Below are 26,765 nucleotides of genomic sequence, written 5' to 3' on the forward strand. Positions count from 1 at the left end.
ATTTGGCGTGATCCCCCGGCCCGGGCCAGGGGATCCATTCAGCCAAGCTCGAGGCCTGCAGTCGCCGACAGCTCATCATGCCCCAGTTCGCCAGGCGAGCGGGCGATGACCCGGTTGCGGCCCAGGTTCTTGGAGCGGTACAGCACGTCATCGGCCGCGCGCAGCAGGTCCTGCACGGTGGCAAAGCGCTCGTAGCCGCCCTGGGTGGCCACGCCGGCGGAGAAGGTCACGAACAGGGGCCCGCTCTCGGCTTCGGTCATCGGGGTGGCCACGATGTTCGCCAGCACCCGGCGGATCACGTCCAGGGCCATCGCTTCGCTGGTGTTGGGCAGCAGGGCCACGAACTCCTCGCCGCCGAAGCGGGCGACCGTGTCGCTGTTGCGCAGCTGGCCCTGCAGCTTGGCGGCGAAGGCACGCAGCACTTCGTCGCCGGTCAGGTGGCCGTGGGCGTCGTTGATCTTCTTGAAGTCGTCCAGGTCGATGAAGGCCACCGACAGTGGCCAGCCGTGGCGGCCGGCGCGCAGGAATTCCTGCTCGAGCACGGCTTCCAGCTGGCGGCGGTTGAGCACGCCGGTCAGCGCGTCGCGGTGGGCCTGGTCGGCCAGGCGCTTGGCCCGGGCCTCGAATTCGTCGGCGCGGCGGCGTGCCTGCTCGGCATCCTGCATCTCGCGCAGGTTGCGCAGGGTGGTCAGTTCCTGTGCGTGGTCGATCAGTTCGCGCACGCGCTGCGGCGAGCTCAGGCCGGTTTCAAACAGGCTGGCGATGTCGGGCAGGGCGTCGCTCATGCGCGCCAGCACCTGGTCGAAGCGTGCGCTGTCCAGCTGCAGCTGGTCGTGCACCTGGTGCAGGGCGCGTTCGCGCGCGGCGTCGGCATCGCTGTCCAGCCAGATATCGGCCACCGCGCCGGACAGCTGCACGCAGGCCTGGAACGGGGTGCTCGCCGCTTCGGCATCTTCACTGTGGCGGATGCTGTCCACCAGGTAGCGCGGCAGACCCCATTCCTCGGCCACCCACGCGCCCACGTCGGCGTGGCTGCAGCCCAGTGCCTGGCGCTCGCGTGCGACCAGGTCGGGGTTGTCCTGCGCTTCGCGCAGCAGGGGCAGGTAGCGTTCGGATTCGGCCTGGGCCAGGCACAGCACGCCCATGTCCTGCAGCAGGCCGGCCAGCATCAGCTCTTCCAGCCGGCGCAGGCCGCGGGCCTGGCCCAGCTGGCTGGCGGCCAGGGCGCTGAGGATGCTGCGCTTCCAGGCGCGCTGGCGCAGGTCGTGGTCGGCGCCGCCGCCAGCGGTCAGGCCCTGGGTGACGGTGAAGCCCAGCGCCAGGCTGATGGTGGCGTTCAACCCCAGCATGGTCAGCGCCTGGCCGAGGTTCTCGATGCGGCGGCGGCTGGCGTACAGGGGCGAGTTGGCAATGCGCAGCATGCGAGCACTCAGCGCCATGTCGATGGCGATGATGTCGGCGGCGGTGGCGATGTCCGCTTCCGGGTCCTGCGCCAGTTCGATGATGCGCAGGGCAATACCGGGGGGCGAAGGCAGGTTGCGGCACAGCGCCAGGGCAGCAGTCAGCTCAGGAGGCATGTCGGATCGTCAAATTCCATTAGGACAAGAATACTTAGGAATGCATCACAGTTTGCGTTTTTCGTTCCTGCTATGTGACTGCGAATTCCCCTGTGCCGAGTATCGGCTTGAATGCGTGATAACGCAAAGTCTGGCTGATGTGCGCACCAACGGTGCGCACCCACCGGGAGGGGGCTGATTGAAGTGCGCACCAACGGTGCGCACCCACCGTGCCATAGCTGCCGCAGGCACAAAAAAAGAGCCGCGGTTTCCCGCGGCTCCTTCTGGTCAGCCTACAGCCGGTGGGCTGGAATCAGACCTGCATGGCCTTGGCAACTTCGGCGGCGTAGTCTTCCACCACCTTCTCGATGCCTTCGCCCACGATCAGCAGCTGGAAGCCCGCCACGTCGGCGCCGGCGGCCTTGACCACCTGCTCGACGGTGGTTTCGCCCAGCACGTAGGTCTGGCCGTACAGGGTCACTTCGCTGACGATCTTGTTGATCTTGCCGCTGATGATCTTTTCCAGGATGTCGGCCGGCTTGGACTTGTCCTTTTCGGACATCTTCGCCAGTTCGATTTCCTTTTCCTTCTCAACGAAGTCGGCCGGAACATCGGCAGCCTTGTTGTGCGGCGGCTTCAGCGCAGCCACGTGCATGGCCAGGCCACGGGCCAGCTCGACGTCGCCGCCGATCAGGTCGACCAGCACGCCGACCTTGCCGTTGGTGTGCACGTAGGCACCGATGTTGCCGGTGGTGTCGACCTTCACCAGGCGGCGGATCTGGATGTTTTCACCCAGGGTCTGCACGGCGGTGGCGCGGGCTTCTTCCACGGTGCGGCCGTCGGCCAGCTTGGCAGCCTTCACGGCTTCGACGTCGGTGGCGCCAGCGGCCAGGGCGGCAGCAGCGACGGCGTCGACGAAGTTCTTGAAGTTGATGTCGTTGGCGACGAAGTCGGTTTCCGAGTTGACTTCGACCAGCACGGCCTTGCCGCCGTCCTGGGCCAGGCCCAGACGACCTTCGGCAGCCACGCGGTCAGCCTTCTTGTCGGCCTTGGCAGCGCCGGACTTGCGCAGGGCTTCAGCAGCGGCGTCGATGTCGCCGCCGGCTTCGGTCAGCGCCTTCTTGCATTCCATCATGCCGGCGCCGGTGCGCTCGCGCAGTTCCTTGACCAGGGAAGCAGTGATTTCCACGGGATTTCCTCACGAAAGAAAGGGGTTGGGCCGGCATGGTGGCCGGCCCGTGTGACACGGTCCTGTCACGCGCCAAGGGCTGCGCGCAGGGAGGGTGGACGCCGGGCGTCCACCCCGGGGCCTGGATCAGGCCTGGGCGTCGTCGCCCTTCTTGGCAGCCTTCTTCGCCGGAGCGCGGCGGGCGGCCTTGTCTTCGCCTTCAGCAGCAGCGGCGTCGGCGAACTCTTCTTCACGCACCGAAGCAGCGTGCGGAGCAGCAGCCTTGCCTTCCAGCACGGCGTCGGCAGCGGCGCGGGCGTACAGCTGCACAGCGCGGATGGCGTCGTCGTTGCCCGGGATGGCGTAGTCCACCAGTTCCGGGTTGTAGTTGGTGTCGACCACGGCGATGACCGGAATGCCCAGCTTCTTGGCTTCCTTGATCGCGATGTCTTCGTGGCCGATGTCGATCACGAAGATGGCGTCCGGCAGACGGTTCATGTCCTTGATGCCGCCCAGCGAGGCTTCCAGCTTGTCGCGCTCGCGACGCAGGCCCAGCACTTCGTGCTTGACCAGCTTCTCGAAGGTGCCGTCGGTTTCACCGGCTTCCAGTTCCTTCAGGCGGGCAACCGACTGCTTGACGGTACGGAAGTTGGTCAGGGTGCCGCCCAGCCAACGCTGGTTCATGAACGGCATGCCGCAACGCTCGGCTTCTTCACGGATGGTTTCGCGGGCGCTGCGCTTGGTGCCCAGGAACAGGACGGTGCCGCGCTTCTGGGCCACCGACGAGATGAAGTTCATCGCGTCGTTGAACAGCGGGACGGTCTTTTCCAGGTTGATGATGTGGATCTTGCCGCGGGCGCCGAAGATGTACGGAGCCATCTTGGGGTTCCAGTAGCGGGTCTGGTGGCCGAAGTGGACGCCGGCTTCCAGCATCTGACGCATGGTGACCTGGGGCATTGCAATACTCCTGATGGGGAACCTGCATTTCCGCCCGCGGTAATAGTGTGCGGGACGCGTGGAAACGCGATCGGTTCCGGGGTTGGGCTTCCCTGTTGCCTCCGTGGCCGAACTCCTTGCGGAGCACCCCGGCACGGATGGGGGCAGCAGGTGTGGATTCACCGGTGACGTCCGGTGTGGACGGTGTCCCGCGCACGGGGCGGCAGGGCATCCGGAGGATTATAGCCAGATCCAGGGGCGCGGGGCAAATGGCCCCGGCCGGGCGGGGATCGGGCGGGGATCAGTAGGTGATGGTCACGTTGATCACATCGCTGTAGGTACCGGCCGGCGGCTGGCCCGCCACCGGTGGCACCCGCCCGTAGATGGTCAGCTGCTGGGCCGCGCCGGTGCCGACCCCGCCCACGGTATCCACGGTGAGGGTGTTGCCCCAGCGCTGGCTGCGGCCGGCATCGCGGTACAGCTCGTAGCCCAGATAGTAGTTGCTGCCGGCCACGGTGGTGCGCATGCGCCGGGTACTGGTACCGGTGGGGTTGTTCTGGCCGTTGTCCAGGCTGACCTGGTAGGCGGTGTTCTTCAGGCAGGTCAGGGTCAGCCGGGCGGTCTGGTCGATATTGGCGGCGATGCTGCCGGTGACGTTGCCGAAATTCATGGCCGTGGTGACATAGCTGCCGCACTGCGGCAGCACCGTGGCGGTAGCAGTGAAGCTGAACGCAGCGCTGGCACTGTTGGTGCCGGTGGCGCCGCCGTTGCAGGTGGCCGGCACGGTGGCGGTGCCCAGCAGCACTTCGTTCCAGGCCCAGGTCAGCACCACGTTGGCGCCACTGAAGCTGCTGCTGTAGTTCCCCGATGCCAGGGTCTGGTTGGCCGGAATCTGCGCGAACAGCTGGGTGGTCTGCGCGCCGCTGCCGCCGGTCAGCAGCGGCACGTTGTAGGTCATGGTCAGTTCCTGCGCCGGCGGCGTGCCACGGGGCAGCAGGCCGGTGGCCTGGCTGTAGCTGGCGTTGTTGTAGATCTGGAAGTTCAGGCTGTCGCCGCTGCTGGTGGTCATGGTGCGCCCGCTGGCCGGGGTGCCGCCGCCACTGCCGGCGCCGATGCCCACGCAGACCCGCACCCCGGTGGTGGCCAGCAGGCTCAGCGCGGCGGTGGTGCAGTTCACGGTGATGTTGAGCGTGCCGGTGCTGGGCGCGGCGGCGCCGCTGTTGACGTTGTTGAAGGGCAGGGTGGGGTTGGCCGTGGCGGTACAGGTGGCGGTGGCCCGGGCCGGCGCGGCCAGGCACAGGCTGGCGGCCATCAGCAGCAGCGCCAGCAGCCCCTTCATGGCGCCGCGCCCGGCAGGCAGCGCAACGGCGTGGGGCGCGGCGTGGCGCCGGCGGCCTGCACGTTGGGCGCATCGGGTATCCGCACGCTGCACGCGCCCTCGTTGGTAATGACCTGCAGCACGCTGCCGGCGGCCACGTCTTCCAGGTACAGCAGGCCGTCGTAGCCCACCGTGGCCTGGCGCCCTTCCGGCAACTGCACTTCGCTGCCCACGTCCAGCGGCTGCCCGGCCGCATCCTGCAGGGTCAGCCGCAGGGAGGGGCGCGCGCGCAGGTTGAAGGTGACCCCGGTGCCGGCACCCTGTGGCGGCGTCACCCAGTCTTCAATGCGGTCGGCGCGCATGTCCTGCGGCAGATCCAGCGTATCGATCGACACCCGGTTGCGCTGCCACGACAGCAGCGGGCTGACCAGCAGCAGGCCACGGTCGTCGGTCACCCCGATCAGGCGGTTTTCCAGCCGCACCGGCACCCCGCCCACGCCATTGGTGCTGACCACCGCAAACGCGTCGGCCACCTCGCGGGTGGCGAAGCTGTGGCCATCCATCCAGACCACGCTGCCGCTGGCGCTGCCGTAGGCGAAATTCAGCCCGCTCTGGCGCGAGGCGCCCAGCGCGTAGCGGCCGACGTTGTTGAGCACGCCCACTTCGGCCAGGCCGCCCAGGCCGTCATCGCCCTGCCGCAGCTGTGCGCGCCAGCCCATGCCGCCAGCGCTGCCGTCGCCCGGCACCGGTTGGGTGATGTCGGCCACCCAGGCCTGTGCGCCGCCGTTGCGCTGGGTGGACAGGCTGGCCTGGCGGTTGTTGCCCAGGGTGGCGGTCAGGGACAGATACACGCTGCGGTCGTTGCTGCGGTCCAGGTTCTGGTTCAGCGACAGGTAGGCCGACCAGCGCGGGCTCCAGCTGCGCGACCAGAACAGGCTGGCGTAGCGGTTGTCGTCGCCGTCGGGGTAGCGCAGCCGCAGGTAGCTGGCGCTCAGGGTGCCCAGCCGGACCAGGTCGATGCCGGCGGTGGCCTGTTCGCTGATGCTGGGCGGCAGGCTGCCCTGCAGCGCGCCCAGGTCGCGGTAGTCGCCGTGGCTGCGCACGCTGCGCAGGTTCAGGTTGAAGCGCCGGTTGTTCCAGCTGTAGCCCACCGCCCATTGGCCACCGCGCAGGCCCTGGTAGCGGCTGCGCGCATAGGCGGTGTTGACCACGCCCAGGCGGCCGATCTGCCACCAGCCGCCCAGGCCGGCCTGGGCCAGGCCGCCGCCGCCCTCGGCATGCGCCTCGCCGGTGAAACGGTCGCTCAGGCCGCCGCGCCAGCTGGCACTGGCCACGGTGCGGTCGTCATAGGCGAAGGATTCCTCGCCGAAGCTCTCGCGCAGCCGGCCCACGCCCAGCGACCAGTCCGACAGCCCCTTGGCCAGCAGCTGCTGGGTGCCATAGAAGCTGAAATCCAGGGTCTGCATGCGGCCGAAGGCATCGGTCAGCACCACCTGGGCGCTGCCGTTGCCGCTGATGCCCGGCTGTGCCGCCAGCTGGAACGGCCCCACCGGCACCTGCCCGCTGTACTGGCGCAGGCCATCCACGTACAGCTCAACGCTCGACGGCACCACGGCCTGGCCCAGGAACGATGGCGTGGGGGTGAGCACGCGGTAGGGCTGCAGGCCGTAGTTGCGGCCGATCTGCAGGCCGCCCAGGCGGACCTGGCGGGACCAGTCGACGAAGCCGCTGTAGAAGTCGCCTATCTCCAGGCTCAACGCCTGGTCGGGGAAATCCAGGGTCCAGCGGGTGTCCAGGCGCACGCTTTCACTGTGCCAGCGGCGGTCTTCGCTGCGCTGGTAGCGGCGGGTCACCGCGGTGTTCTCGAACGTGCCGCGGCCGATGCCGAAGACCCGGGTTTCCGAGGTCAAGGTCAGGTTGCCGCGCCCATCCACGTGGCTGCCATACAGGTCGTAATTCAGCAGCACGCCCGGCGCGGCCGCGCTCACTTCCGGGCGCGCCTGCGGGCGGCTGAGCACGGTGGTGGGCAGGGTCAGCTGTTCCAGCGGCACGTCCAGGGCCAGGGTCTGCTGCTGGGCGTCATAGCGCACCACCACGCCGCTGATCTGATCCAGGAAGACCGGTGCCTGCCCGGGCGCACTGAAGCCGAGCTGGCGCAGCACCTCGGGGCTGGCCTGCAGGCGCCCGCCGGTTTCGGTGAAGGGCAGCAGGCCGCGCGGCGTGCTGTTCAGCACCACCGCCAGGTACAGGGTCTGCTGCGCGGTAAGCGGCGTGGGCGGCGGCAGCAGGGCATCGGCGGCAACACCGGAGACGTCGGCCGCCGAGGCGGCCGTGGGAACCAGTGCCATGCCCAGCAGTGCGCTCACCAGCGCCTCAGCGAGCCGGTGTGGCGGGCAGGGGCGTCTGCTTGGGCGCGCCATTGAGCTTGGCCGAAATCTGGTCGTTGTCGCGGTCGATCGCCGTGCGTTCCAGCGGCCAGCGCATCACCTGGCCGGGCAGCACATAGCCCAGCAGGCCCGGGTGGACGATGCGCGGGCGGTCGGCGCTGCCCAGTGCAAGATCGGCGATCTGCGCATGGGCCGTGCCGCTGTTGCGCACTTCCACCCCGTCGCGGCCGTCGTCCAGGCGTACCAGCCTTGCCTGCAGCTGCGGCTTCAGGCGGCCAGGCGAAGGCGGCTGGATGAACACCGGAATGGAATAGCGCAGGACGAACTGCATGCCGCTGGCGCGACGGGCCAGGTCCGGCACTTCGTCCACGATCAGGCGGAAGTACTGCGGCGCGTCCGGCGGCAGGTTGTCCGGGCGCATCACCCGCACCAGCTGCTGTTGGCCGGCGGCCAGTTCCTGCATGGGCGGGGTGGCCAGCAGGTCCTCTGTGGGCAGCAGCTGCTCCTGGCCGTCCTGCTGCACCCAGCGGAACACACGCACCTGCAGTTTCACCGGCGCGGTGCCACTGTTGGTCAGCCACAGTTCGCCGGCGCGCTGGCGTGCATCCAGCTGCAGGGTGGTCGGAGCGACCTGCAGGCTGGTGGCGGCGCGGGCCGGCGCCAGCAGCGCAAGGGCGAGCAGCAGCGCCGCGCCGGTGGCGTACCACGGGCGGATCGGGTTCATCGGCACCACCCCGTCAGTAGGTGATCGTGGCGGTGACGGTATCCAGGTAGTTACCGGCGGAGGCGTTGTTGGTGCTCAGGTTGCCGATCTGGCCATAGACCGTATACGGCTGGGCCAGGCCGGTGCCGATGCCGGCCTGGGTATTGGTGCCCGACGTGGCACCCCAGACCAGGGTGTGCGCCGCATCGCGGTAGAGCTGGTAGCCCACGTAGTTGTTGGCCGTCACCGTGGCGTCGGTGTTCTTCATCCGCCGGGTGGTGACGTCGTTGGCGGTGCCCGCGTTGGCACCGGCATTGAGCGAGATGGTGTACGGGGTCAGGGCCGAGCACTGGGCGGTGACCGTGCCCTGGCCGTTGGTCGGCGTGGCCGTGGTGGAGGCGGCGGTGCCGAAATCCACGTTGGTGGCGGCGGCGGCGGTGATGGTGCAGGCCTTGGTGACGATGAGGGTCACGTTGAAAGTGGTGGTATCGGCGGCGGCGGCGGGGCCGGCCAGCAGCAGGGCCAAGGCCCATGGCAGGGTGGAACGGGCTGCGGATCGCATGGACAACCTCCCTGACCCGAAGGTCTGTTGAACAGGGCGAGGGCGGTGCGGGGGCACCGCGCTGACGTCAGTGTCCCCAGAGTTAAAACACTAAGTGTCTGTATTTCGTGAGAAAAATGCGTGGCAAAAGGCCAAGCGCATCACGCTTTCACATTCCTTGCCGGAACCGTGCATTGGCCAGACCCTCAGTTGGGTGGCGTTCGTTCAGATTGCGGCTGGATCGGCGATAATGGGTGCCATGAGCGTGAATCTGAAAACCCCGCAGGAAATCGAGATGATGCGCATCGCCGGCCGCCTGGCCAGCGAAGTGCTCGACATCGTCACCCCCCACGTCAAGCCCGGTGTCACCACCGAGGAACTGGACCGCATCTGCCACGACCACATCGTGAACGTGCAGGGCGCCACTCCGGCCAACGTCGGCTACCGCGGCTTCCCCAAGACCGTGTGCACCTCGGTCAACAATGTCATCTGCCACGGCATTCCCAGCGAAGGGAAGGTGCTGAAGGACGGCGACATCATCAACATCGACGTGACCGTCATCAAGGATGGCTGGCACGGCGATACCAGCCGCATGTATTTCGTCGGTACGCCGTCGGTGATGGCCCGCCGCCTGGTGGAAGCCACCTACGAAGCCATGTGGCGCGGCATCCGCGCCGTGCGTCCGGGGGCCACCCTGGGCGATGTTGGCCATGCCATCCAGAGCTATGCCGAAGGCGAGCGTTTCAGCGTGGTGCGCGAGTACTGCGGCCATGGCATCGGCAAGGTCTACCACGATGAACCGCAGGTGGTGCATTACGGCCGCCCGGGCCAGGGCCTGGTGCTGCAGCCGGGCATGACCTTCACCATCGAGCCGATGATCAACGAGGGCACCCGCTACAACAAGGTGCTGCCCGATGGCTGGACCGTGGTGACCAAGGACCGCAAGTTGTCGGCGCAATGGGAGCACATGATCGCGGTCACCGAGACCGGCGTGGACGTGCTGACCCTGTCGCCCGGCGAATCGCAGGTCTCCTGACCATGCTGCCGGCGGGTTCACTGCTGGACGCGCCGGCCGATTCGCTTGACGATCCCGAATGGGCGTCTGCCGCACGGCAGGCGCTGCAGCAGGCCGATGCGCGGCTGTACCGGCGCTTCGACCAGGGCGACAACATCGAGCGCCTGATCGCGCTGCGCGCGCGCGCGGCCGATCACCTGATCCGCCTGGCCTGGCAGCGCTGCCTGCCGGCCGACAGCGGCCTGTCCCTCTTTGCAGTGGGCGGCTACGGGCGCGGCGAACTGTTCCCGCGCTCGGATATCGATCTGCTGGTGTTCGGTGAATCGTCGGCGCAGATGGCGCACGAAGCGGCGCTGTCGCGGCTGTTCGCCCTGTTGTGGGATTGCGGCCTGGCGGTCAGCCACGCCGTGCGTTCGGCCGCCCAGTGCCGCGAAGCGGCCGCCGATCAGACCGTGCTGACCGCCTTGATCGAGGCCCGCCCGATTCTGGCCGACGACGGTGCGCGCCGCGCGCTGCGTGCAGCCGTTGACGATCGCGAGCTGTGGCCGGCGCGGGCCTTCTTCCTGGCCAAGCTGGACGAACTGCGCGGCCGCCACGAGCGCTTCGGCGATACCGCCGACAACCTGGAGCCGGACCTGAAAGACGGCCCCGGCGGCCTGCGCGATCTGAACACGCTGGGTTGGATGGCGCTGCGCGCGTTCGGCGTGCGCGATCTGGAAGCGCTGGTGGGCCTGGGCCACCTGGGCGCCGACGAAGCCGCTGCGCTGAAGCGCGAACGCGCGGTGCTGGCGCGCCTGCGCTTCGGCCTGCACCTGGTGGCGCGGCGCCCCGAAGAGCGCCTGCGCTTCGATTACCAGAAGACCCTCGCCGCGCGCCTGGGCTTCGAAGACGACGCCGAGAACCTGGGCGTCGAGAAGATGATGCAGGGCTTCTACCGCGCCGCATCGGTGGTGCGGCGTATCAGCGACCGCCTGCTGCAGCGCTTCGAGGAACAGTTCGATGGCGAAGCGCAGCCGGAACCGCTGACCGTTGGTTTTTCCCTGCGCCGCGGCTATCTGGCCGCCAACGACGCCGACTGGCCGTGCGGCGATGTCGGCCAGGTGTTCGCCCTGTTTGCCGGGTGGGCCAACAACCCGCAGGTGCGTGGCCTGCATTCGCTGACCGCGCGTGCGCTGGCCGAATCACTGCCGCAGCTGCCGGCCTACGACCAGGCCGATGCCGACGCACGCGAACAGTTCATGGCCCTGCTGCGCGGCCAGCGGCCGGTCGAAACCCTTTCGCGCATGGCCCGGCTGGGCGTGCTGGGGCAGTGGATTCCGGCCTTCGCCCAGGTCAGCGGGCGCATGCAGTTCGACCTGTTCCATGTCTACACCGTCGACCAGCACACGCTGATGGTCCTGCGCAACATCGGCCTGTTTGCCAGCAGCCGCGCCGACGAGCGTTTTTCCATCGCCCACGAAGTCTGGCCGCGCCTGCGCAAGCCGGAACTGCTGCTGCTGGCGGGCCTGTTCCACGACATTGCCAAGGGCCGCGGCGGCGACCATTCCGAACTGGGTGCGGTCGATGCGCGCGCGTTCTGCCATGCCCATGCGCTGAGCGGCAGCGATACCGAACTGGTGGCCTGGCTGGTGGAACAGCACCTGCGCATGTCGGTGACCGCGCAGAAGCAGGACATCGCCGATCCGGTGGTGATCCATCGCTTCGCCACTCTGGTGGGCAGCCGCGACCGTCTGGATTACCTGTACCTGCTGACCTGCGCCGACATCGCCGGCACCAGTCCCAAGCTGTGGAATGCGTGGAAGGACCGGCTGCTGGCCGATCTTTACTTCGCCACCCGGCGCGCGCTGCGTGATGGCCTGGAACACCCGATGCCGGCCGCCGAGCGCGTGGCCGAAGCGCGCGACAGCGTGCGCGCGCTGGTGCGCGAGCGCGGCTACGACGATGCCACCATCGACCGCCAGTTCGCGGTGATGCCCGATGAAGGCTTCATGCGCCTGCGTCCGGAACAGCTGGCCTGGCAGGCGGCGGCGCTGGTGCCGATCAAGCAGGGCCACACCCTGGTGAAGGTGCGCCGGATCAGCGTCGATGACCCCGCGCTGGAAGTGTTCGTGCACTCGCCCGACCGCGACGGTCTGTTCGCCGCCATCGTGATGACCCTGGACCGCAAGGGCTACGGCATCCACCGCGCGCGCGTGCTGGACGGCCCGTCCGACACCATCTTCGATACCTTCGAAGTCAGCCCGGCCGACAGCTTTGCCGATGGCAGCAGCGCCAATCTGGAAGTGGCACTGCGCGAGGCGCTGGGCGGCGATCTGACGCGCCTGCGCCCCTCGCGCCGGGCCGTGCCGCGGCAGCTGCGCCACTTCCGTTTCGCCCCGCGCATCGAGTTCCGCGACGAACCCGGTGCCACCCGTTTCGCCCTGGTTGCCCCCGACCGCCCCGGCCTGCTGGCCGACGTGGCGTTCGTGCTGCGCAACCAGGGTCTGCGTGTGCATGACGCACGCATTGCCACGTTCGGCGAACGCGCCGAAGACACCTTCGTGATCAGTGACGAACACGACCTCCCCCTGACTGAACCTGCCCGGCAGCAGCTGCATGACGCGATGCTGGCCTGCCTGGACCCTGATCGAAACGCCGGAGACACCGCCTGATGGCCACCAAGCCCGCCAAGAAGACCGCCGCCACCACCAAGGCCGCAGCGCCGAAGAAAACCGCTGCCGCCGCGACGGCCGCCAGGAAAACTGCTGCACCGGCGAAGAAGGCGGCGGTGAAAACGCCGGCGGCAAAGAAGCCGGCGGTGAAGAAGGCCCCGGCCAAGAGCGCCGAAGTTGCACGCGCCGAAACCATCGCCCGCAAGTCGCTGCGCAAGCCGCAGGTGCCGGGCGTGGAAGAACTGAAGTTCGGCATCGAGAGCGCCTTCGAGCGCCGCGCCACGCTGACCCTGCACGAGCTGGAAGGCTCGACCCGGCCGCTGGTGAACCGGGTGATCGATGGCCTGGAAACGGGCGAATTCCGCGTGGCCGAGCCCGACGGGCAGGGCGGCTGGAAGGTCAACGAATGGCTGAAGAAGGCCGTGCTGCTGTACTTCCGCGTGAACGACATGGCCGTGGTCGATGCGCGCCCGGCGCCGTTCTGGGACAAGGTGGAATCGCGCTTTGCCGGCTATGACGAAGCGAAGTTCCGCCGCGCCGGCGTGCGCGTGGTGCCCGGTGCGATTGCCCGCCGCGGCACCTACTTCGGCAAGGACGTGGTGCTGATGCCGAGCTTCACCAACATCGGCGCCTACGTGGGCGAAGGCACCATGGTTGATACCTGGGCCACCGTAGGCTCCTGCGCGCAGATCGGCCAGCACTGCCACCTGTCCGGCGGCGCCGGCATCGGCGGCGTGCTGGAGCCGCTGCAGGCCAGCCCGACCATCATCGAAGACCACTGCTTCATCGGTGCGCGTTCGGAAGTGGTGGAAGGCGTGGTGGTCGGCCACCACAGCGTGATCGGCATGGGCGTGTTCCTCAGCCAGAGCACCCGCATCTACAACCGCGCCACCGGCGAAATCACCTACGGCTACATTCCGCCGTACAGCGTGGTGGTGTCCGGTTCGCTGCCCAGCAAGGACGGCACCCACTCGCTGTACTGCGCGGTGATCGTCAAGCAGGTCGATGCCAAGACCCGCAGCAAGACCAGCGTGAACGATCTGCTGCGCGGCCTGGCCGACTGAGCGGGGCGCCTGCATGACCACCACCGTCTACGGCCTGAAGAACTGCGACACCTGCAAGAAGGCCACCAAGTGGCTGGACCGCTTCGGCGTGGCGTACACCTTCGTTGACTACCGCGACAACAAGCCCAGCCCGGAAACGCTGCTGGAATGGGCCGCGCAGCTGGGCGGCCTGGCCGCGATGGTCAACAAGTCGTCCACCACTTGGCGGCAGTTGCCGGACAACCGCAAGGCCGCCGAATCCGACGCCGAGTGGAAGCTGCTGCTGCGCGAGTACCCGCAGCTGATCAAACGTCCGCTGGTGGTCACCGCCGACGGCACGGTCAGCCAGGGCTTCAGTGACAACGGCTTCAAGGCGCGCTTCGGCGTGGGCGGCGCGTGAGCGCCGTCCTGGACCTGGCCTGCGAGCTGATCGCGCGGCCGTCGGTCACCCCCGACGATGCCGGTTGCCAGGCGCTGCTGGGCGATCGCCTGGCCGCCGCCGGCTTCCACTGCGAGCACCTGCGGCTGGGCGAGGTCGACAACCTGTGGGCCACCCACGGCAGCGGCGCGCCAGTGCTGGTGCTGCTGGGCCACACCGACGTGGTGCCGTCGGGCCCGCGCGAGGCCTGGCAGAGCGATCCGTTCGTGCCGCAGATCCGCGACGGTGTGCTGTACGGTCGCGGCGCGGCCGACATGAAGGGCAGCGTGGCCGCGTTCGTGGTGGCCGCCGAGCAGTTCGTTGCCGCCCACCCGGATCATCCCGGCACGCTGGCCGTGCTGCTGACCAGCGATGAGGAAGGCGACGCCATCGATGGCGTGCGCCACGTTGCGCGTCTGTTCGCCGAACGCGGGCAGCGCATCGACTGGTGCATCACCGGCGAGCCGTCGTCCACTGCCACCCTGGGCGACCTGCTGCGTGTCGGCCGACGCGGCAGTCTGTCGGCGAAGCTGCAGGTGCAGGGCGTGCAAGGGCACGTGGCCTACCCGGACAAGGCGCGCAACCCGATCCACCAGGCCGCACCGGCGCTGGCCGAACTGAGTGCGCGGCGCTGGGACGAGGGCTATGAGAGCTTCCCGCCAACCAGCCTGCAGATCTCCAACATCCACGCCGGTACCGGTGCCAACAACGTGATTCCCGGCGTGCTGGAGGTGGATTTCAACATCCGCTACAACCCGCACTGGGACGCACCGAAGCTGGAAGCGGAGATCAGCGCGCTGCTGGACCGCCACGGCCTGCAGTACAGCCTGAAGTGGCACCGCAGCGGCGAGCCGTTCTACACCCCCGAAGGTACCCTGCGCGCCACCGCGCGCGCGGTGCTGGCCGAGCACATCGGCCGGTCGCCGGAAGAAAGCACCGGCGGCGGTACGTCGGATGCACGTTTCATCGCACCGCTGGGCGCGCAGTGCATCGAAGTGGGGCCGGTGAATGCCAGCATCCACCAGGTGGACGAGAACGTGCGCGTGGACGAGCTGGACGCGTTGCCCGGGCTGTACCAGCGCCTGCTGGAACGATTGCTGGCCTGATCCAGCGCCTGCACTGGCCGGTGCCCGTTGGCGGGCGCCGGCCCGATGTCACACCCGGGTCAAGTCACCCCACGATCAAGCCGAACGCGGCCATCGCTGCAGCCGCCTGCGCATGCGAGATGCGCGCCTTGCGGAAGTGCTTGGCGTCCATCACGTTCAGGCCGCTGATATCGGTATCGCGCAGGTCGGCGCCATCGAAGCGCGCCAAGCGCGCCTGCACGTTGCGCAGGCTGCCGCCCTCGAACACTGCATCGCGGAAGTCGCAGCCGGAGACATCGGCTTCGGAAAAATCATTGCCACACAACGTCGACTTGCGGAATGACAGCCCGCGCAGATCGGCGCTGACCAGCAGGCAATCGCGGAACGACAGCAGCCAGCCACCGGCTTCCTGCAGCTGCGCGCCGGTCAGCTTGCAGCCCAGGAACTGCACCGACGACAGCGTCGAGCGCCGCCAGTGACTGTTGTTCAGATCGCAGTGCTCAAAGCGCGAATCGCTCAGCTGGGCCGAGGTGAAATCCGCACCTGCGCCACGGCAGCGGCTCCACTGCGTTTCCTCCAGCGATGCCGCCAGCCACTGCGAACCGGCCACTGCACACTGGTCGAACTGGAACCCGTCCATGTCCAAGCGGGAAAAATCGCCGTGCTCGAACGAACATTCCTCGAAGCGTGCCGCGCGCGGATGGGCGGCGACAATCGCCTGCATGCGCGCGCGGTCGATGGTTTCGCCATGGAAACGAGCCTGGGCCATGTGTACTGCCGTTGTTTCAAGCCAAAGTCCATTCTCGCCAACTCTGCGGCGCAGGGGCAGTCTTGTGATGCCGGCGTGGCTGTGTACAGCGCCGTCGTTATTCCGAAAAGTTGAACATCGGCGGCTCTACCGCGCGCTGCCAGTACGACGGTGCGGCCATGTAGAAGCGCTGTGCTTCGGCACGCGCGAACCAGGCTGCGGCGGCATCGCGGTCGCGCGGCACGCCCGGTGCGCCGCGGCCCAGCAGCAGCCCGGCGAAGTACTGGCCAAAGACATGGCCGTGCCCGCCGGCCTGCTGGTACAGCTGCAGCGCGCGTGCGGGATCACGCGGCAGTCCCACGCCGCGTTCCAGCACCGCACCCAGGTCCACCTGGGCGTCGGCATCGCCACGGGCGGCGCGCCGCTGCAGCTTCACGACCTGCGGGTGCGGCGTGCCGTCCTGCGTTGCCAGTGCGGCCGGAAGTCCGGACGCGCGGGACGGCAGGCGCTTGTAGACCATCTGGCGCAGGTCCCAGCGCAGTGCCTGCGCGGCGTCGCCATGCTGCCGGTAAGCCTGGGCCAGGTCGGCGAATGCATAGGGATTGCCATGCTGGGCGGCGGCCAGATACCAGCGCTCGCCACGTCGCCACGACGCGCGGATGGGCGGCGCGGTGACCACGTCGGGCGCCGTGCCGTGGCGCAGCGTGCCCTCGCTCCAGATCCGCCCCAGCGCTGCTTCGGCCCGGGTGTTGTTGAACGTCCACGGCTGCGCGGCGGCCGCCCGGGCATACAGGTCCAGCGCACGTGGATCATTGCGCACCTCGAAGTACTCGGCGGCGCTGAAAGCGCTCTCGAAGCGGCCATCGGCGGCCCCGCGTTCCCAGGTCGCGGCCAGTGCGGGCGGCGTGCGCGGCGCTGGGCTGCTGCAGGCGCCCAGGGCCAGTGCGCAGGCCAGGGCGAACAGGTGGGGCAGGGGGCGTCCAATGCGGTGTGGCATTCCAGTGGTCGATCAATGGCGGGGCCGCAGTATGCCGTTGCGGCGCTGTCTGCGGCCTGCACTGGTTGCCGACGCAACTGTTGCACCCGTCGGAAAAGCGGGGTAGCTTCAATTCCATGTCGATCCGCCTGGCCACCGCCGTCAATACCAACCGCAATAATCTGCGCACGAATAATCGTGCGCGGCCGATGCGGGACTGCGCCCTGGGTAGATAGACAGCTTCATACGCCCGGACACCAGAAAACCCGCATCGGTCGATGCGGGTTTTTTTGTGCCCGGGCGCAGCCTGCCCGGGCCTGGTTGGCCGGTCGAACACCTTCCCCCCGTGTAAACCCCACAACAGGAGCCCTCCCATGTGTTCGATCTTCGGCATCTTCGGCCTGCAGGCCGGTGACGATCTTCCCGCCCTGCGCCGCCACGCGCTGGAACTGTCGCAGCGGCAGCGCCACCGCGGCCCGGACTGGAGCGGGGTGTACCTGGACGAAGGCGCACTGCTGGTGCACGAGCGCCTGGCCATCGTCGATCCGGCCGGCGGTTCGCAGCCGCTGCTGTCGGCGGACGGCCAGCTGGCGCTGGCAGTGAACGGCGAAATCTACAACCACCAGGCGCTGAAGGCGGGCCTGACCCAGCCCTACGACTTCCAGACCGGTTCGGACTGCGAGGTGATCAACGCCCTGTATCGCCAGGGCGGTGCGCCGGCGCAGTGGCTGGAACAGATCAACGGCATCTTCGCCTTTGCCCTGTGGGACCGCGATGCGGGTCGCGTGCTGGTCGCCCGCGATCCGATCGGCGTGGTGCCGCTGTACTGGGGCCACGATGCCCAGGGCCGCTTGCGCGTGGCCTCGGAAATGAAGGCGCTGGTGGATACCTGCGCCGACGTGGCGCAGTTCCCGCCGGGCCATTACTACGACAGCGCCAGCGGCGAACTGGTCCGCTATTACCAGCAGCCGTGGCGCGACTACGCCGATGTGGAAGGGCGCCAGGCCGACCTGGCCGAGCTGCGCCAGGCCTTCGAACAGGCGGTGGAACGCCAGCTGATGAGCGATGTGCCCTACGGCGTGCTGTTGTCCGGTGGCCTGGATTCGTCGCTGGTGGCGGCGGTGGCCGCACGCTTTGCCCGCCGCCGTATCGAAGATGGCGGCCAGAGCGAAGCCTGGTGGCCGCGCCTGCACTCCTTCGCCATCGGCCTGCAGGGATCGCCGGACCTGGCCGCCGCTGCGGTGGCCGCCGAAGCGCTGGGCACCGTGCACCACGGTTTCGAATACACCTTCGAAGAAGGCCTGGACGTACTGCCGGAAGTGATCCGCCACATCGAAACCTACGATGTGACCACCATCCGCGCGTCCACCCCGATGTTCCTGCTGGCACGGAGGATCAAGGCGATGGGGGTGAAGATGGTGCTGTCCGGCGAAGGCAGCGACGAGATCTTCGGCGGCTACCTGTACTTCCACAAGGCACCCGATGCGCGCGAATTCCACCAGGAACTGGTGCGCAAGCTCGATGCCCTGCACAACTACGACTGCCTGCGTGCCAACAAGTCGATGATGGCCTGGGGCGTGGAGCCGCGCGTGCCATTCCTGGACCGCCAGTTCCTGGACGTGGCGATGCGCTTCGATGCCGCCCACAAGATGGTCGGCGCCGGTTTCGGTGGCCGCCGCATCGAGAAGGCGGTACTGCGCGAGGCCTTCGATGGCTACCTGCCCGACAGCATCCTGTGGCGGCAGAAGGAGCAGTTCAGCGATGGCGTGGGTTACGGCTGGATCGACGGGCTGAAGGCGCATGCCGAAGCGCAGGTGAGCGACCGCGTGCTGGCGGCTGCCGACAAGCGCTTCCCGCACAACCCGCCGCAGACCAAGGAGGCGTACTACTACCGCCACCTGTTCGAGCAGTTCTTCCCCAGCCACGCGGCCGCGGAAACCGTGCCGGGCGGCAAGTCCATTGCCTGTTCGTCGCCGGCGGCCATCGCCTGGGATGCCAGCTTCGCCGCGGCCGCCGATCCGTCCGGCCGCGCCATCGCCGGCGTGCACGAACAGGCCCTGGCCTGAGCGATGACCGGTAGCGCCGGGCCATGCCCGGCGAGCGCAGCGGATGGGTAACGCCGGGCCATGCCCGGCGCAAGCAAGTATCATCGGCCCCCTGCGCATTGGGGAATGTTCATGGACGTACAGAACGGAGGCCACGCGCCGCCGATGAAATGGGGGTGGCGCTACCTGGCCTGGGCCGGTCTTCCGCTGCTGGCCGGCCTGTTGCTGGCCCGCTATGCCGGCCCGGGCGTGCCTGTGGCGGCGGCCAAGGCCGAAGCCGTGGTCGGTGCCGACTGGGCCCATCACCTGACCTCGCCGCTGGGGCTGTTCCTGCTGCAGCTGCTGGTGCTGCTGCTGGTGGCCAAGGGCGCCGGCGCGCTGCTCAAGCGCCTGGGGCAACCGGCGGTGATCGGTGAAATGGCGGCCGGCCTGATGATGGGGCCGCTGCTGCTGGGCAGTCTGCTGCCGCAGGTCCATGGCCTGCTGTTCCCGGCCGCGTCGCTGGGGCCGCTGGGCATGCTCAGCCAGTTGGGCGTGTTGATGTTCCTGCTGGTGGCCGGTGCCAAACTGGACCTGGGCGCACTGCGCGGGCGCCGCCGTTTTGCGTTCACCGTCAGCCACGCCGGCATTGCCGTGCCGTTCGTGCTGGGCGTGCTGCTGGCGGTGTGGCTGTACCCGCAGCATGGGCCGCAGGGCGTGGGCTTCACCGCGTTCGCGCTGTTCGTGGGCGTGTCGATGAGCATCACCGCCTTTCCGGTGCTGCTGCGCATCCTGGCCGACCGCGGCATCACCCACAGCCCGCTGGGGCAGACCGCCATTGCCTGCGCTGCACTGGGCGATGCCACGGCGTGGTGCCTGCTGGCATTGATCGTGGCCGCCGCGCAGGCCACCGGCTGGCTGACGGCCAGCCTGAACCTGGTCTGCGTGGTGCTGTTCGTGGCGATCATGCTGGGCGTGGTGAAGCCCTGGTTCGCGCGCCAGCAGATTGTTGCCGGGCGCGAGGGGCGCTGGTTGCTGGGCATCCTGCTGCTGGCCCTGGCCAGCGCGCTGGTGACCGAAGTGCTGGGTATCCATGCTTTGTTCGGTGCGTTCGCCGCCGGCGTGGCGGTGTCGTCCAACGAGCAGCTGCGGCACCTGCTGATGGCGCGGGTGGAACCGTTTGCGGTGACCCTGCTGCTGCCGCTGTTCTTCGCCATGACCGGCCTGCGCATGCGTGCCGATGCGCTGCAGACCCAGGACATCCTGCTGTGCCTGGTGGTGATTGCGGTGGCCACGGCGGGCAAGCTGCTGGGCACTTTCAGTGCCGCGCGCAGCACCGGCATGCCCAGCCGCGAGGCCTGGCGCCTGGGCGCGCTGATGAACACCCGCGGCTTGATGGAGCTGATCGTGCTGAACCTGGGCTACGAACTGGGCCTGCTGGGCGATCGCTTGTTCGCGGTGCTGGTGATCATGGCGCTGGTGACCACCGCGATGACCGGGCCGCTGCTGAACCTGATCGAGCGCCGCCGCACCGCGCGGTAGCGTCGAGCTTGCTCGATTTCCGCTTTTGTAGAGTCGAGCTTGCTCGACTGAACCAGAACCAGCCGAGCATGGCTCGGCTCTACAGCAATGCAGTCGAGCAAGCTCGACTCTACGGTTATCTGGCCGGCACCAGGGTCATGGTGCGCTGCGCCGGGCCGGGCAGGAACGGGGTCGGGCGGCCGTGTACCCAGTCTTCGTGGCCGGCGCCCCAGTACGGTGACAGCGGGTGTCCGCTCTGCCCGCCGGGCATGTGCACGATGCCGTCGGCTTCGTGGCCGGGCGACACCACCATGCGCTGCGATGCGCCGAAGCTCGGCCCCTGCACACGCGGCATGTCACGGTCGCCGGGCAGCGGATCGGCGGGCATGCACAGCCAGCGCTGGGCGAAGGCGGGCAGGGCACGCGCCACCGGCTGGCAGATCGCAGCGGTGTTGCGTTCGCCCCAGGTGCGCTGCTGCAGCGGCCCTTGCTGCGACAGGTCAGCCTCCAGTTCGCGTGCGGCCGTGGCCAGCAGGTCATCCCAGCTGGCCACGCCCGGCGGCAGCAGATTCGCCGGGCGCTGTTCCAGCATCGGCCAGACCACGCCTTCCAGCTGCGCCAGCCGTGGCGGCAGGAAGTCATCGCCCAGCGGCGCCTTGGCCGGTGCCAGCAGGGCGCCTTCCACGGCATCGAGCACCTTGCCGCGGAAGCTGCGGGTGATGCGGTAGCTGACCGAATCCACCGATGCGCGGCCGTCCCAGTGCGCGTTGGCCGCATGCAGCCGCTGCAGCGCAGGATCGTTGCTGGCGGCGGTCACCTCCTGCAGCAGCGCCCACCAGCGCTGCAGGAACACCGCGCGATCATCCAGCTGGATGGCCAGCAGCGCGTGTTCGTCGAAGCGATCGCGCGCGACCAGCAGGTCGCGGATCTGCTGGCCCCGTGCGCCCAGGTCGTAGCCGCCATTGCCGACGGTGGCCAGTCGCTGCTCATCCACTACCCGGCTGTTGGCGGTCCACAGCCGATGCGCAGGCGGGTCGATCAGCGCCGGAGCGGCATCGCTGCGGATGCCCCAGGGCGCGCAGTCGGGCGTGTCCAGGTTGTCGTTGAATCCCTGTGGCAGGCAGCCCAGGCCGCGGTCGGGCCGCGCGCCCACCAAGCGCCAGGCGATACGCCCGCTGCGATCGGCAATGACCAGGTTCTGCGCCGGAATGCCTGCATGGTCGGCCACCTGCAGCGCCTGCTGCAGCGTGCCGGCGCGGGCCATGTCGGCGAAATCCATGCGCACCGCACCCGGCAGCTGGGCGACCCAGCGCAGCGCGTCGCCGCTACCGTCTGCATGGGTGTGCACGATCGGCCCCCAGGCGCTTTCGCGCACCGGGAAGCGGACCGGCGCCTGCCCAGCCACGTCGATGCGTTCTTCGTGCACGGTCACGGCCGCATCGGCCGGTTCGCGGCGGAAGTCGGCCGTGTCGATGTAGCTGTTGGTGAAGCCCCAGGCCACGTGGCCGTTGCTGCCCACGATCACCGCCGGCACGCCCGGCAGCGAGAAGCCGCTGATGTCGACCCGGCCGCCCGGTGCATCGGGATCGGGATAGCGCAGCCGCACGCGGAACCAGAGCGCCGGCGCGCGCAGGCCCAGGTGCATGTCGTCGGCCACGATGGCACGGCCGTCGCGGGTCAGTGTGCCGTCCACGGCGAAGTTGTTGCTGCCTACCGCATCGGCGTCCGCCGCACCGCTGGCGGGCACGGCGGCCAGGGCGCGCAGGTCCAGCTGGGTGGCGTCAGGCAGTGTCGCGTTGCCGCGCGGTTCGCCCAGCAGCGGGGCGTCCCACTGGCTGCCATCGTGGGCCAGCAGCGCGTACAGCGCCGGCGGCACCACCGCGCGGATGCGCGCCAGCGCCAGTTCGTTCTGGTTGGCCGGGTCCTGCAGGTCCGCATACATGGCCAGCCCAGCCAGCACGCTGTCGCTGGCCTGCCAGGGCTGTGGCGCCTGGCGCAGCAGCAGGTAGGCCCACGGCCGCACCGGCAGCGCGGCCAGCCCTTCGTTCACGCCGGCCACGTAGGCCTGCACCACGGCCGGCTGGCTGCCCAGCGCCTGCGCAAGATGGGCGTCGGTGCGCGCGCGCAGGCGATGCACGCGCATGCGCTTGTCGGCCTCGATGGCCGCCGGCCCGAACAGGGCAGACAGCTCGCCGGCGGCACTGCGCCGCATCAGGTCCATTTCGAAGTAACGCTCCTGCGCGTGCACGCGGCCCAGAGCGCGCATGGCGTCGGCCTGGTTGGCCGCGGTGATGGTGACCACGCCCAGCGCGTCACGCTCCACAGTGACGGCCGCAGACAGGCCGGGCAGGGCGCGTTCGCCGTCCAGCTCGGCCAGGCTGCCGCGCAGCAGCAGCCAGATCGCCAGGCTGGCCAGTACCACCAAGGCCAGCACACACCACAACAACCGCAGCAGCCAACGACGCATGGACAGGGCCCGTGAGCAGGTGAACCCCGATTCTAGCCACAGCCGATGACCGGCCGCATCGCGAGCGCAACTGCGACTGATTCTGATTAGATCACCGTGATTTCAGATGGGGCACCATGGGCGCCATCGATTCACAGGAGCTCCCCCCATGAAAGGCAATCCGGACGTCATCGCCTGCCTGAAGGAACTGCTGCGCGGCGAACTTGCTGCCCGCGACCAGTACTTCATCCATTCCCGCCGCTACGAGGACCAGGGCCTGTTCGCGCTGTACGAACGCCTGAACCACGAGATGGAAGAGGAAACCCAGCACGCCGATGCCCTGCTGCGCCGCATCCTGTTCCTGGGCGGCGACCCGGACATGCGCCCGCACGCCAGCGAGCCGGGCAAGACCGTGGAAGAGATGCTGCAGAAGGATCTGGACACCGAGTACGCCGTGCGCAACAACCTGGCGGCCGGCATGAAGCTGTGCGAGGAGAACGGCGATTACGTCAGCCGCGACATCCTGCTGGCACAGCTGAAGGACACCGAAGAAGACCACGCCTGGTGGCTGGAACAGCAGCTGGGCCTGATCAAGCGCATCGGCCTGGAGCTGTACCAGCTGAGCAAGATCGAAAGCGGCGGCGCCCCGGCGCATTGATCCGCAGGTGGCGCCGGGCCATGCCCGGCACCGCCGACCACGCAACGTCGCCCGCCAGCACTGGAGCATCGCGCGCCCGCTTTCGCCAGCCTGCCGCTCCGCCGCCCGCCAGCCGACAAACGAAAAAGCCGGGGAATGCCCCGGCTTTTTCGTTTGTCGGCTGGCCGCCAGGGCGTGTCAACCAAGGTTGACACCTACCGAAGCGGGGGGCGGGGGTCGCGGGGCCGGGGTCGGATCCGTTTTCAACGAAAACGGCTCTGACCCCATGGGTTGAAGCGGGGGCCGGGGTCAGAGCCCTTTCCCGAGGAAAGGGATCCGACCCCGCTGCGTCACTCCACCGACAGGCCTTCGACCTTCTGCCAGCCGCGCGGCAGCAGGTGGCCGCGGGTGGCGCGGGCGCCCAGGTAGGCTTCCAGTTCGTTGAACTTCAGGCCCATGGTGCGCTGGCCACTGCGCACCTGCAGGGTCTGCCCCGGGCTGATGGCCACCACGGCCACCACGCGCTCGGTGGCGAGCTTGGCCTTGGGGATCTCGATGATCTTGTTGCCCTTGCCCTTGTCCAGTTCCGGCAGGTCGCTGGCGGTGATCGCCAGCAGATTGCCCGAGCTGGTGACCGCCACGATGCGGTCGGTGGCCACGTTGGCCACCACCGCCGGGGTCAGCACCGACGAGCCGGCCGACAGGTTCAGCATGGCCTTGCCGGCCTTGTTGCGGCCGATCAGGTTCTCGAAGCGGGTGACGAAGCCATAGCCGTGGGTGGACGCCAGCACGAAGCGGGTGTCCGGTTCGGCGCTGGCCAACGTGACGAAGCTGGTGCCCGGCGCCGGCGAGAAGCGGCCGGTGAGCGGTTCACCATTGCCGCGCGCCGAGGGCAGGGTATGCACCGGCGTGGAATAGGCGCGGCCTTCGCTGTCCAGGAACGCGACCTGCTGGGTGCTGCGCGCGCGTACCGCGCCCTGCAGGGCGTCGCCATCGCGGTAGGACAGAGCGGACGCATCGACGTCGTGGCCCTTGGCGGCACGGATCCAGCCCTTCTCCGACAGCACCACGGTCATCGGCTCGCTGGGCACCAGTTCGGTTTCGTCGATGGCCTGCGCGGCCTGGCGCTGCACCAGCGGCGAACGGCGTGCATCGCCGAACTTCTTGGCGTCGGCCTGCAGCTCGTCGCGGATCAGCTTCTTCAGCTTGGCCTTGCTGTCCAGGATGCCGAGGATCTTCTCGCGTTCCTTGGCCAGCTCGTCCTGCTCGCCGCGGATCTTCATTTCTTCCAGGCGGGCCAGCTGCTTCAGCTTGGTTTCCAGGATGTACTCGGCCTGGTCTTCGGACAGCCCGAAGCGCGCGATCAGCGCCGCCTTCGGTTCGTCCTCGGTACGGATGATGTGGATCACCTCGTCCAGGTTCAGGAACGCCACCAGCAGGCCTTCCAACAGGTGCAGGCGGCGCTCGACCTTCTGCAGGCGGTGCTGCAGGCGGCGGGTGACGGTGCTGCTGCGGAATGCCAGCCACTCGCTCAGCAGGGTCTTCAGGTTCTTCACCTGCGGACGCCCGTCCAGCCCGATCACGTTGAGGTTGACGCGGTAGCTGCGCTCCAGGTCGGTGGTGGCGAACAGGTGGCCCATCAGCTGGTCGGCGTCCACGCGGTTGGAACGCGGCACCAGCACCACGCGCACCGGGTTGGCGTGGTCGGACTCATCGCGGATGTCTTCCAGCCACGGCAGCTTCTTGGCGCGCATCTGCGCGGCGATCTGTTCGATCACCTTCGACGGCGACACCTGGAACGGCAGCGCGGTCACCACGATGTTGTTGGCTTCCTTGGTGAAGGTCGCACGCGCACGCACGCTGCCGTTGCCGGTTTCGTACATGTTCCGCAGATCGTTGGCCGCGGTGATGATCTCGGCGTTGGACGGATAGTCCGGGCCCTTCACGTGTTCGCACAGGTCGCGCACGCTGGCGTCGGGGTCATCCAGCAGGTGCAGCAGGGCGCTGACGATCTCGTTGATGTTGTGCGGCGGCACGTCGGTGGCCATGCCCACGGCAATGCCGGTGGTGCCGTTCAGCAGCAGGTGCGGCAGCCGCGCCGGCATCCAGGTCGGTTCCTGCAGGGTGCCGTCGAAGTTCGGCGCCCAGTCGGTGGTGCCCTGGCCCAGCTCGCCCAGCAGCACTTCGGCGATCGGGGTCAGCTTGGATTCGGTGTAACGCATGGCCGCGAACGACTTCGGGTCGTCGCTGGAACCGAAGTTGCCCTGGCCTTCGATCAGCGGGTAGCGGTACGAGAACGGCTGGGCCATCAGCACCAGTGCTTCGTAGCAGGCGCTGTCGCCGTGCGGGTGGTACTTACCGATGACGTCACCGACGGTACGCGCGGACTTCTTCGGCTTGGACGCGGCGTTCAGGCCCAGCTCGCTCATCGAATAGATGATGCGGCGCTGCACCGGCTTCAGGCCGTCGCCGATGAACGGCAGGGCGCGGTCCAGGACCACGTACATGGAGTAGTCGAGGTAAGCGCGTTCGGCGTACTCGCGCAGCGGCAGTTGTTCGAAACCGTGGAACACGGGGCGGGCAAGTTCGGTCATGCGGCGTTGTTACCTATGTCGGGAGGCGAAGACGGCGGTCGGCGCTCTCAATGCGCTGATTATCCGGATGCGGCGGGGGATGCCAAGCCGCGCGCGGGGTCCAGGGTCGATTCCAGGCCGTTGCCGACCCGCGCCAGGTAGCGCCCGGGGGGCAGGCCGAAGTGGCGGCGGAACACGGTGACGAAGGCGCTGGCGCTGCTGAAACCCAGTGCGTGGGCGATGTCGGCCACGCTGTGGCCCTCGCTCAGCCGGCGCAGGGCCTCGGCCAGCCGCGCCTGCTGCCGCCACTGGGCGAAGCTGAGGGTGGTCTCGTCGCGGAAGTGCCGGGTCAGGCTGCGCGGCGACAGCCCGGCCCAGTGTGCCCAGTCGGCCAGGCTGCGCTCGTCGGACGGTTCGGCCAGCAGCTGCGAGGCGATCTTCAGCAGGCGCCGGTCACGCGGCATGGGCAGGTGCATGCGCTGGCGGGGCGCGTTGCGGATCTCATCCAGCATCACCTGGATGATGTGGCGGCGGTCCTCGCTGCCTTCGTATTCCAGCGGCCACTCACAGATGCGCTCGGCCACCGCCTGCGCCAGCCGTGACAAGCCCAGCACGCAGGGGTCGGCGGGCAGGTCGCTGCACAGGGGCGCGGCCAGGGCCATGCCCCAGCCGCGCATCGGCCCGTCCAGGCTGACCGTGTGGGCCTCCAGCGGCGGCATCCAGCCGGCCGAACCCGGCGCCAGCGACCAGGTGCCGTGCGAGGTGCGGGTGGTCAGCAGGCCGCGTTCCACGCAGATCAGCTGCGCCCGCGCATGGTGGTGCCAGTCCACTTCACGGGCCAGGCCCTGCGGGCTGTCGAAGCGGAAGGCGATGATCGGCGGGCCATCGTTGCGCTCGAACCAGTCCAGCGCCACCTCGCGCAGCAGGGTGGGCGGGCCCGGTTCACCGGCATTCACGCGCGCCGGGGGTGGCTGGAATGTGACATTCATTGGCTGGATTGTACTACCGGGCCAGCGCAG

20 protein-coding genes are annotated in these 26,765 nt (G+C 68.6%); 8 read left to right on the forward strand and 12 right to left on the reverse strand.

Annotation, left to right across the window (positions count from 1 at the left end; genetic code table 11):
* Positions 1-38: 38 nt before the first annotated feature.
* The 7 genes from C1930_RS06830 to C1930_RS06860 form a co-directional block, all read right to left on the reverse strand.
* Positions 39-1,577, reverse strand: coding sequence for a GGDEF domain-containing protein (locus C1930_RS06830; protein WP_108752594.1), 1,539 nt, complete (start codon positions 1,575-1,577; stop codon positions 39-41).
* 292 nt (positions 1,578-1,869) lie between these two features.
* On the reverse strand, positions 1,870-2,745 hold the full coding sequence (tsf, locus tag C1930_RS06835; RefSeq protein WP_108752595.1) for a translation elongation factor Ts: 876 nt from the start codon (positions 2,743-2,745) through the stop codon (positions 1,870-1,872).
* A gap of 126 nt (positions 2,746-2,871) precedes the next feature.
* Complete coding sequence (gene rpsB / locus C1930_RS06840) at positions 2,872-3,681, reverse strand: 30S ribosomal protein S2 (protein ID WP_108749069.1); 810 nt, start codon at positions 3,679-3,681, stop codon at positions 2,872-2,874.
* 280 nt (positions 3,682-3,961) lie between these two features.
* Entirely contained in the window at positions 3,962-4,999 is a 1,038-nt protein-coding gene (locus C1930_RS06845) for a spore coat U domain-containing protein (protein WP_108772550.1), read from the reverse strand.
* On the reverse strand, positions 4,996-7,326 hold the full coding sequence (locus C1930_RS06850; protein WP_108772551.1) for a fimbria/pilus outer membrane usher protein: 2,331 nt from the start codon (positions 7,324-7,326) through the stop codon (positions 4,996-4,998). The genes C1930_RS06845 and C1930_RS06850 overlap by 4 nt, the downstream gene beginning before the upstream one ends.
* Positions 7,327-7,351: 25 nt before the next feature.
* Positions 7,352-8,089 carry a molecular chaperone gene (locus tag C1930_RS06855; RefSeq protein WP_108772552.1) on the reverse strand — a complete coding sequence of 246 codons (738 nt, stop codon included), beginning with the start codon at positions 8,087-8,089 and terminating at the stop codon, positions 7,352-7,354.
* A 13-nt stretch (positions 8,090-8,102) separates the two neighbouring features.
* On the reverse strand, positions 8,103-8,630 hold the full coding sequence (locus C1930_RS06860; RefSeq protein ID WP_108752597.1) for a spore coat U domain-containing protein: 528 nt from the start codon (positions 8,628-8,630) through the stop codon (positions 8,103-8,105).
* A gap of 229 nt (positions 8,631-8,859) precedes the next feature.
* Between C1930_RS06860 and map the strand changes: the two genes are divergently transcribed.
* The 5 genes from map to dapE are packed head-to-tail and all read left to right on the forward strand — an operon-like array spanning position 8,860 to position 14,842.
* Positions 8,860-9,645: a type I methionyl aminopeptidase gene (map, locus tag C1930_RS06865; protein WP_199912412.1), complete on the forward strand. Its 786-nt coding sequence runs from the start codon at positions 8,860-8,862 to the stop codon at positions 9,643-9,645.
* Positions 9,646-9,647: 2 nt separating this feature from the next.
* Positions 9,648-12,275, forward strand: a complete 2,628-nt coding sequence (locus C1930_RS06870) for a [protein-PII] uridylyltransferase (RefSeq protein WP_108755777.1) — start codon at positions 9,648-9,650, stop codon at positions 12,273-12,275.
* Entirely contained in the window at positions 12,275-13,339 is a 1,065-nt protein-coding gene (gene dapD / locus C1930_RS06875; RefSeq protein WP_108771379.1) for a 2,3,4,5-tetrahydropyridine-2,6-dicarboxylate N-succinyltransferase, read from the forward strand. Before C1930_RS06870 ends, dapD begins: the two co-directional genes overlap by 1 nt.
* A 13-nt stretch (positions 13,340-13,352) precedes the next feature.
* Positions 13,353-13,718 carry an arsenate reductase gene (locus C1930_RS06880; protein WP_108752600.1) on the forward strand — a complete coding sequence of 122 codons (366 nt, stop codon included), beginning with the start codon at positions 13,353-13,355 and terminating at the stop codon, positions 13,716-13,718.
* On the forward strand, positions 13,715-14,842 hold the full coding sequence (dapE, locus tag C1930_RS06885) for a succinyl-diaminopimelate desuccinylase (protein ID WP_108755779.1): 1,128 nt from the start codon (positions 13,715-13,717) through the stop codon (positions 14,840-14,842). Before C1930_RS06880 ends, dapE begins: the two co-directional genes overlap by 4 nt.
* Before the next feature lie 64 nt (positions 14,843-14,906).
* Here the strand turns inward: dapE and C1930_RS06890 are convergent, their stop codons facing one another.
* Positions 14,907-15,590 carry a pentapeptide repeat-containing protein gene (locus tag C1930_RS06890; protein ID WP_108755780.1) on the reverse strand — a complete coding sequence of 228 codons (684 nt, stop codon included), beginning with the start codon at positions 15,588-15,590 and terminating at the stop codon, positions 14,907-14,909.
* A gap of 97 nt (positions 15,591-15,687) precedes the next feature.
* A complete protein-coding gene (locus C1930_RS06895) occupies positions 15,688-16,566 on the reverse strand; it encodes a tetratricopeptide repeat protein (RefSeq protein WP_108755781.1) in 879 nt (292 codons plus the stop codon).
* 353 nt (positions 16,567-16,919) lie between these two features.
* On the opposite strand from C1930_RS06895, the gene asnB reads away from it, so the two are divergent.
* Both asnB and C1930_RS06905 read left to right on the forward strand, forming a co-directional pair.
* Positions 16,920-18,611, forward strand: coding sequence for an asparagine synthase B (gene asnB / locus C1930_RS06900; protein ID WP_108755782.1), 1,692 nt, complete (start codon positions 16,920-16,922; stop codon positions 18,609-18,611).
* A gap of 105 nt (positions 18,612-18,716) precedes the next feature.
* The gene (locus C1930_RS06905; protein WP_108771380.1) at positions 18,717-20,111 is read left to right on the forward strand and encodes a cation:proton antiporter; all 1,395 of its coding nucleotides are present in this window, start codon (positions 18,717-18,719) and stop codon (positions 20,109-20,111) included.
* Between the two features lie 115 nt (positions 20,112-20,226).
* On the opposite strand, the gene C1930_RS06910 is transcribed toward C1930_RS06905, so the two are convergent.
* The gene (locus C1930_RS06910) at positions 20,227-22,557 is read right to left on the reverse strand and encodes a penicillin acylase family protein (RefSeq protein ID WP_108771381.1); all 2,331 of its coding nucleotides are present in this window, start codon (positions 22,555-22,557) and stop codon (positions 20,227-20,229) included.
* Positions 22,558-22,705: 148 nt separating this feature from the next.
* On the opposite strand from C1930_RS06910, the gene bfr reads away from it, so the two are divergent.
* On the forward strand, positions 22,706-23,194 hold the full coding sequence (gene bfr, locus C1930_RS06915) for a bacterioferritin (RefSeq protein ID WP_108749081.1): 489 nt from the start codon (positions 22,706-22,708) through the stop codon (positions 23,192-23,194).
* A gap of 329 nt (positions 23,195-23,523) precedes the next feature.
* Here bfr and parC read toward each other — a convergent pair whose 3' ends face one another.
* Together parC and C1930_RS06925 are read right to left on the reverse strand one after the other, a co-directional pair.
* Positions 23,524-25,767, reverse strand: coding sequence for a DNA topoisomerase IV subunit A (parC, locus tag C1930_RS06920; protein ID WP_108771382.1), 2,244 nt, complete (start codon positions 25,765-25,767; stop codon positions 23,524-23,526).
* Between the two features lie 59 nt (positions 25,768-25,826).
* Entirely contained in the window at positions 25,827-26,735 is a 909-nt protein-coding gene (locus C1930_RS06925; protein ID WP_108749083.1) for a helix-turn-helix transcriptional regulator, read from the reverse strand.
* Between the last annotated feature and the right edge of the window lie 30 nt (positions 26,736-26,765).

The organism is Stenotrophomonas sp. SAU14A_NAIMI4_8 (assembly GCF_003086695.1).
In the GTDB taxonomy this organism is placed as follows: domain Bacteria; phylum Pseudomonadota; class Gammaproteobacteria; order Xanthomonadales; family Xanthomonadaceae; genus Stenotrophomonas.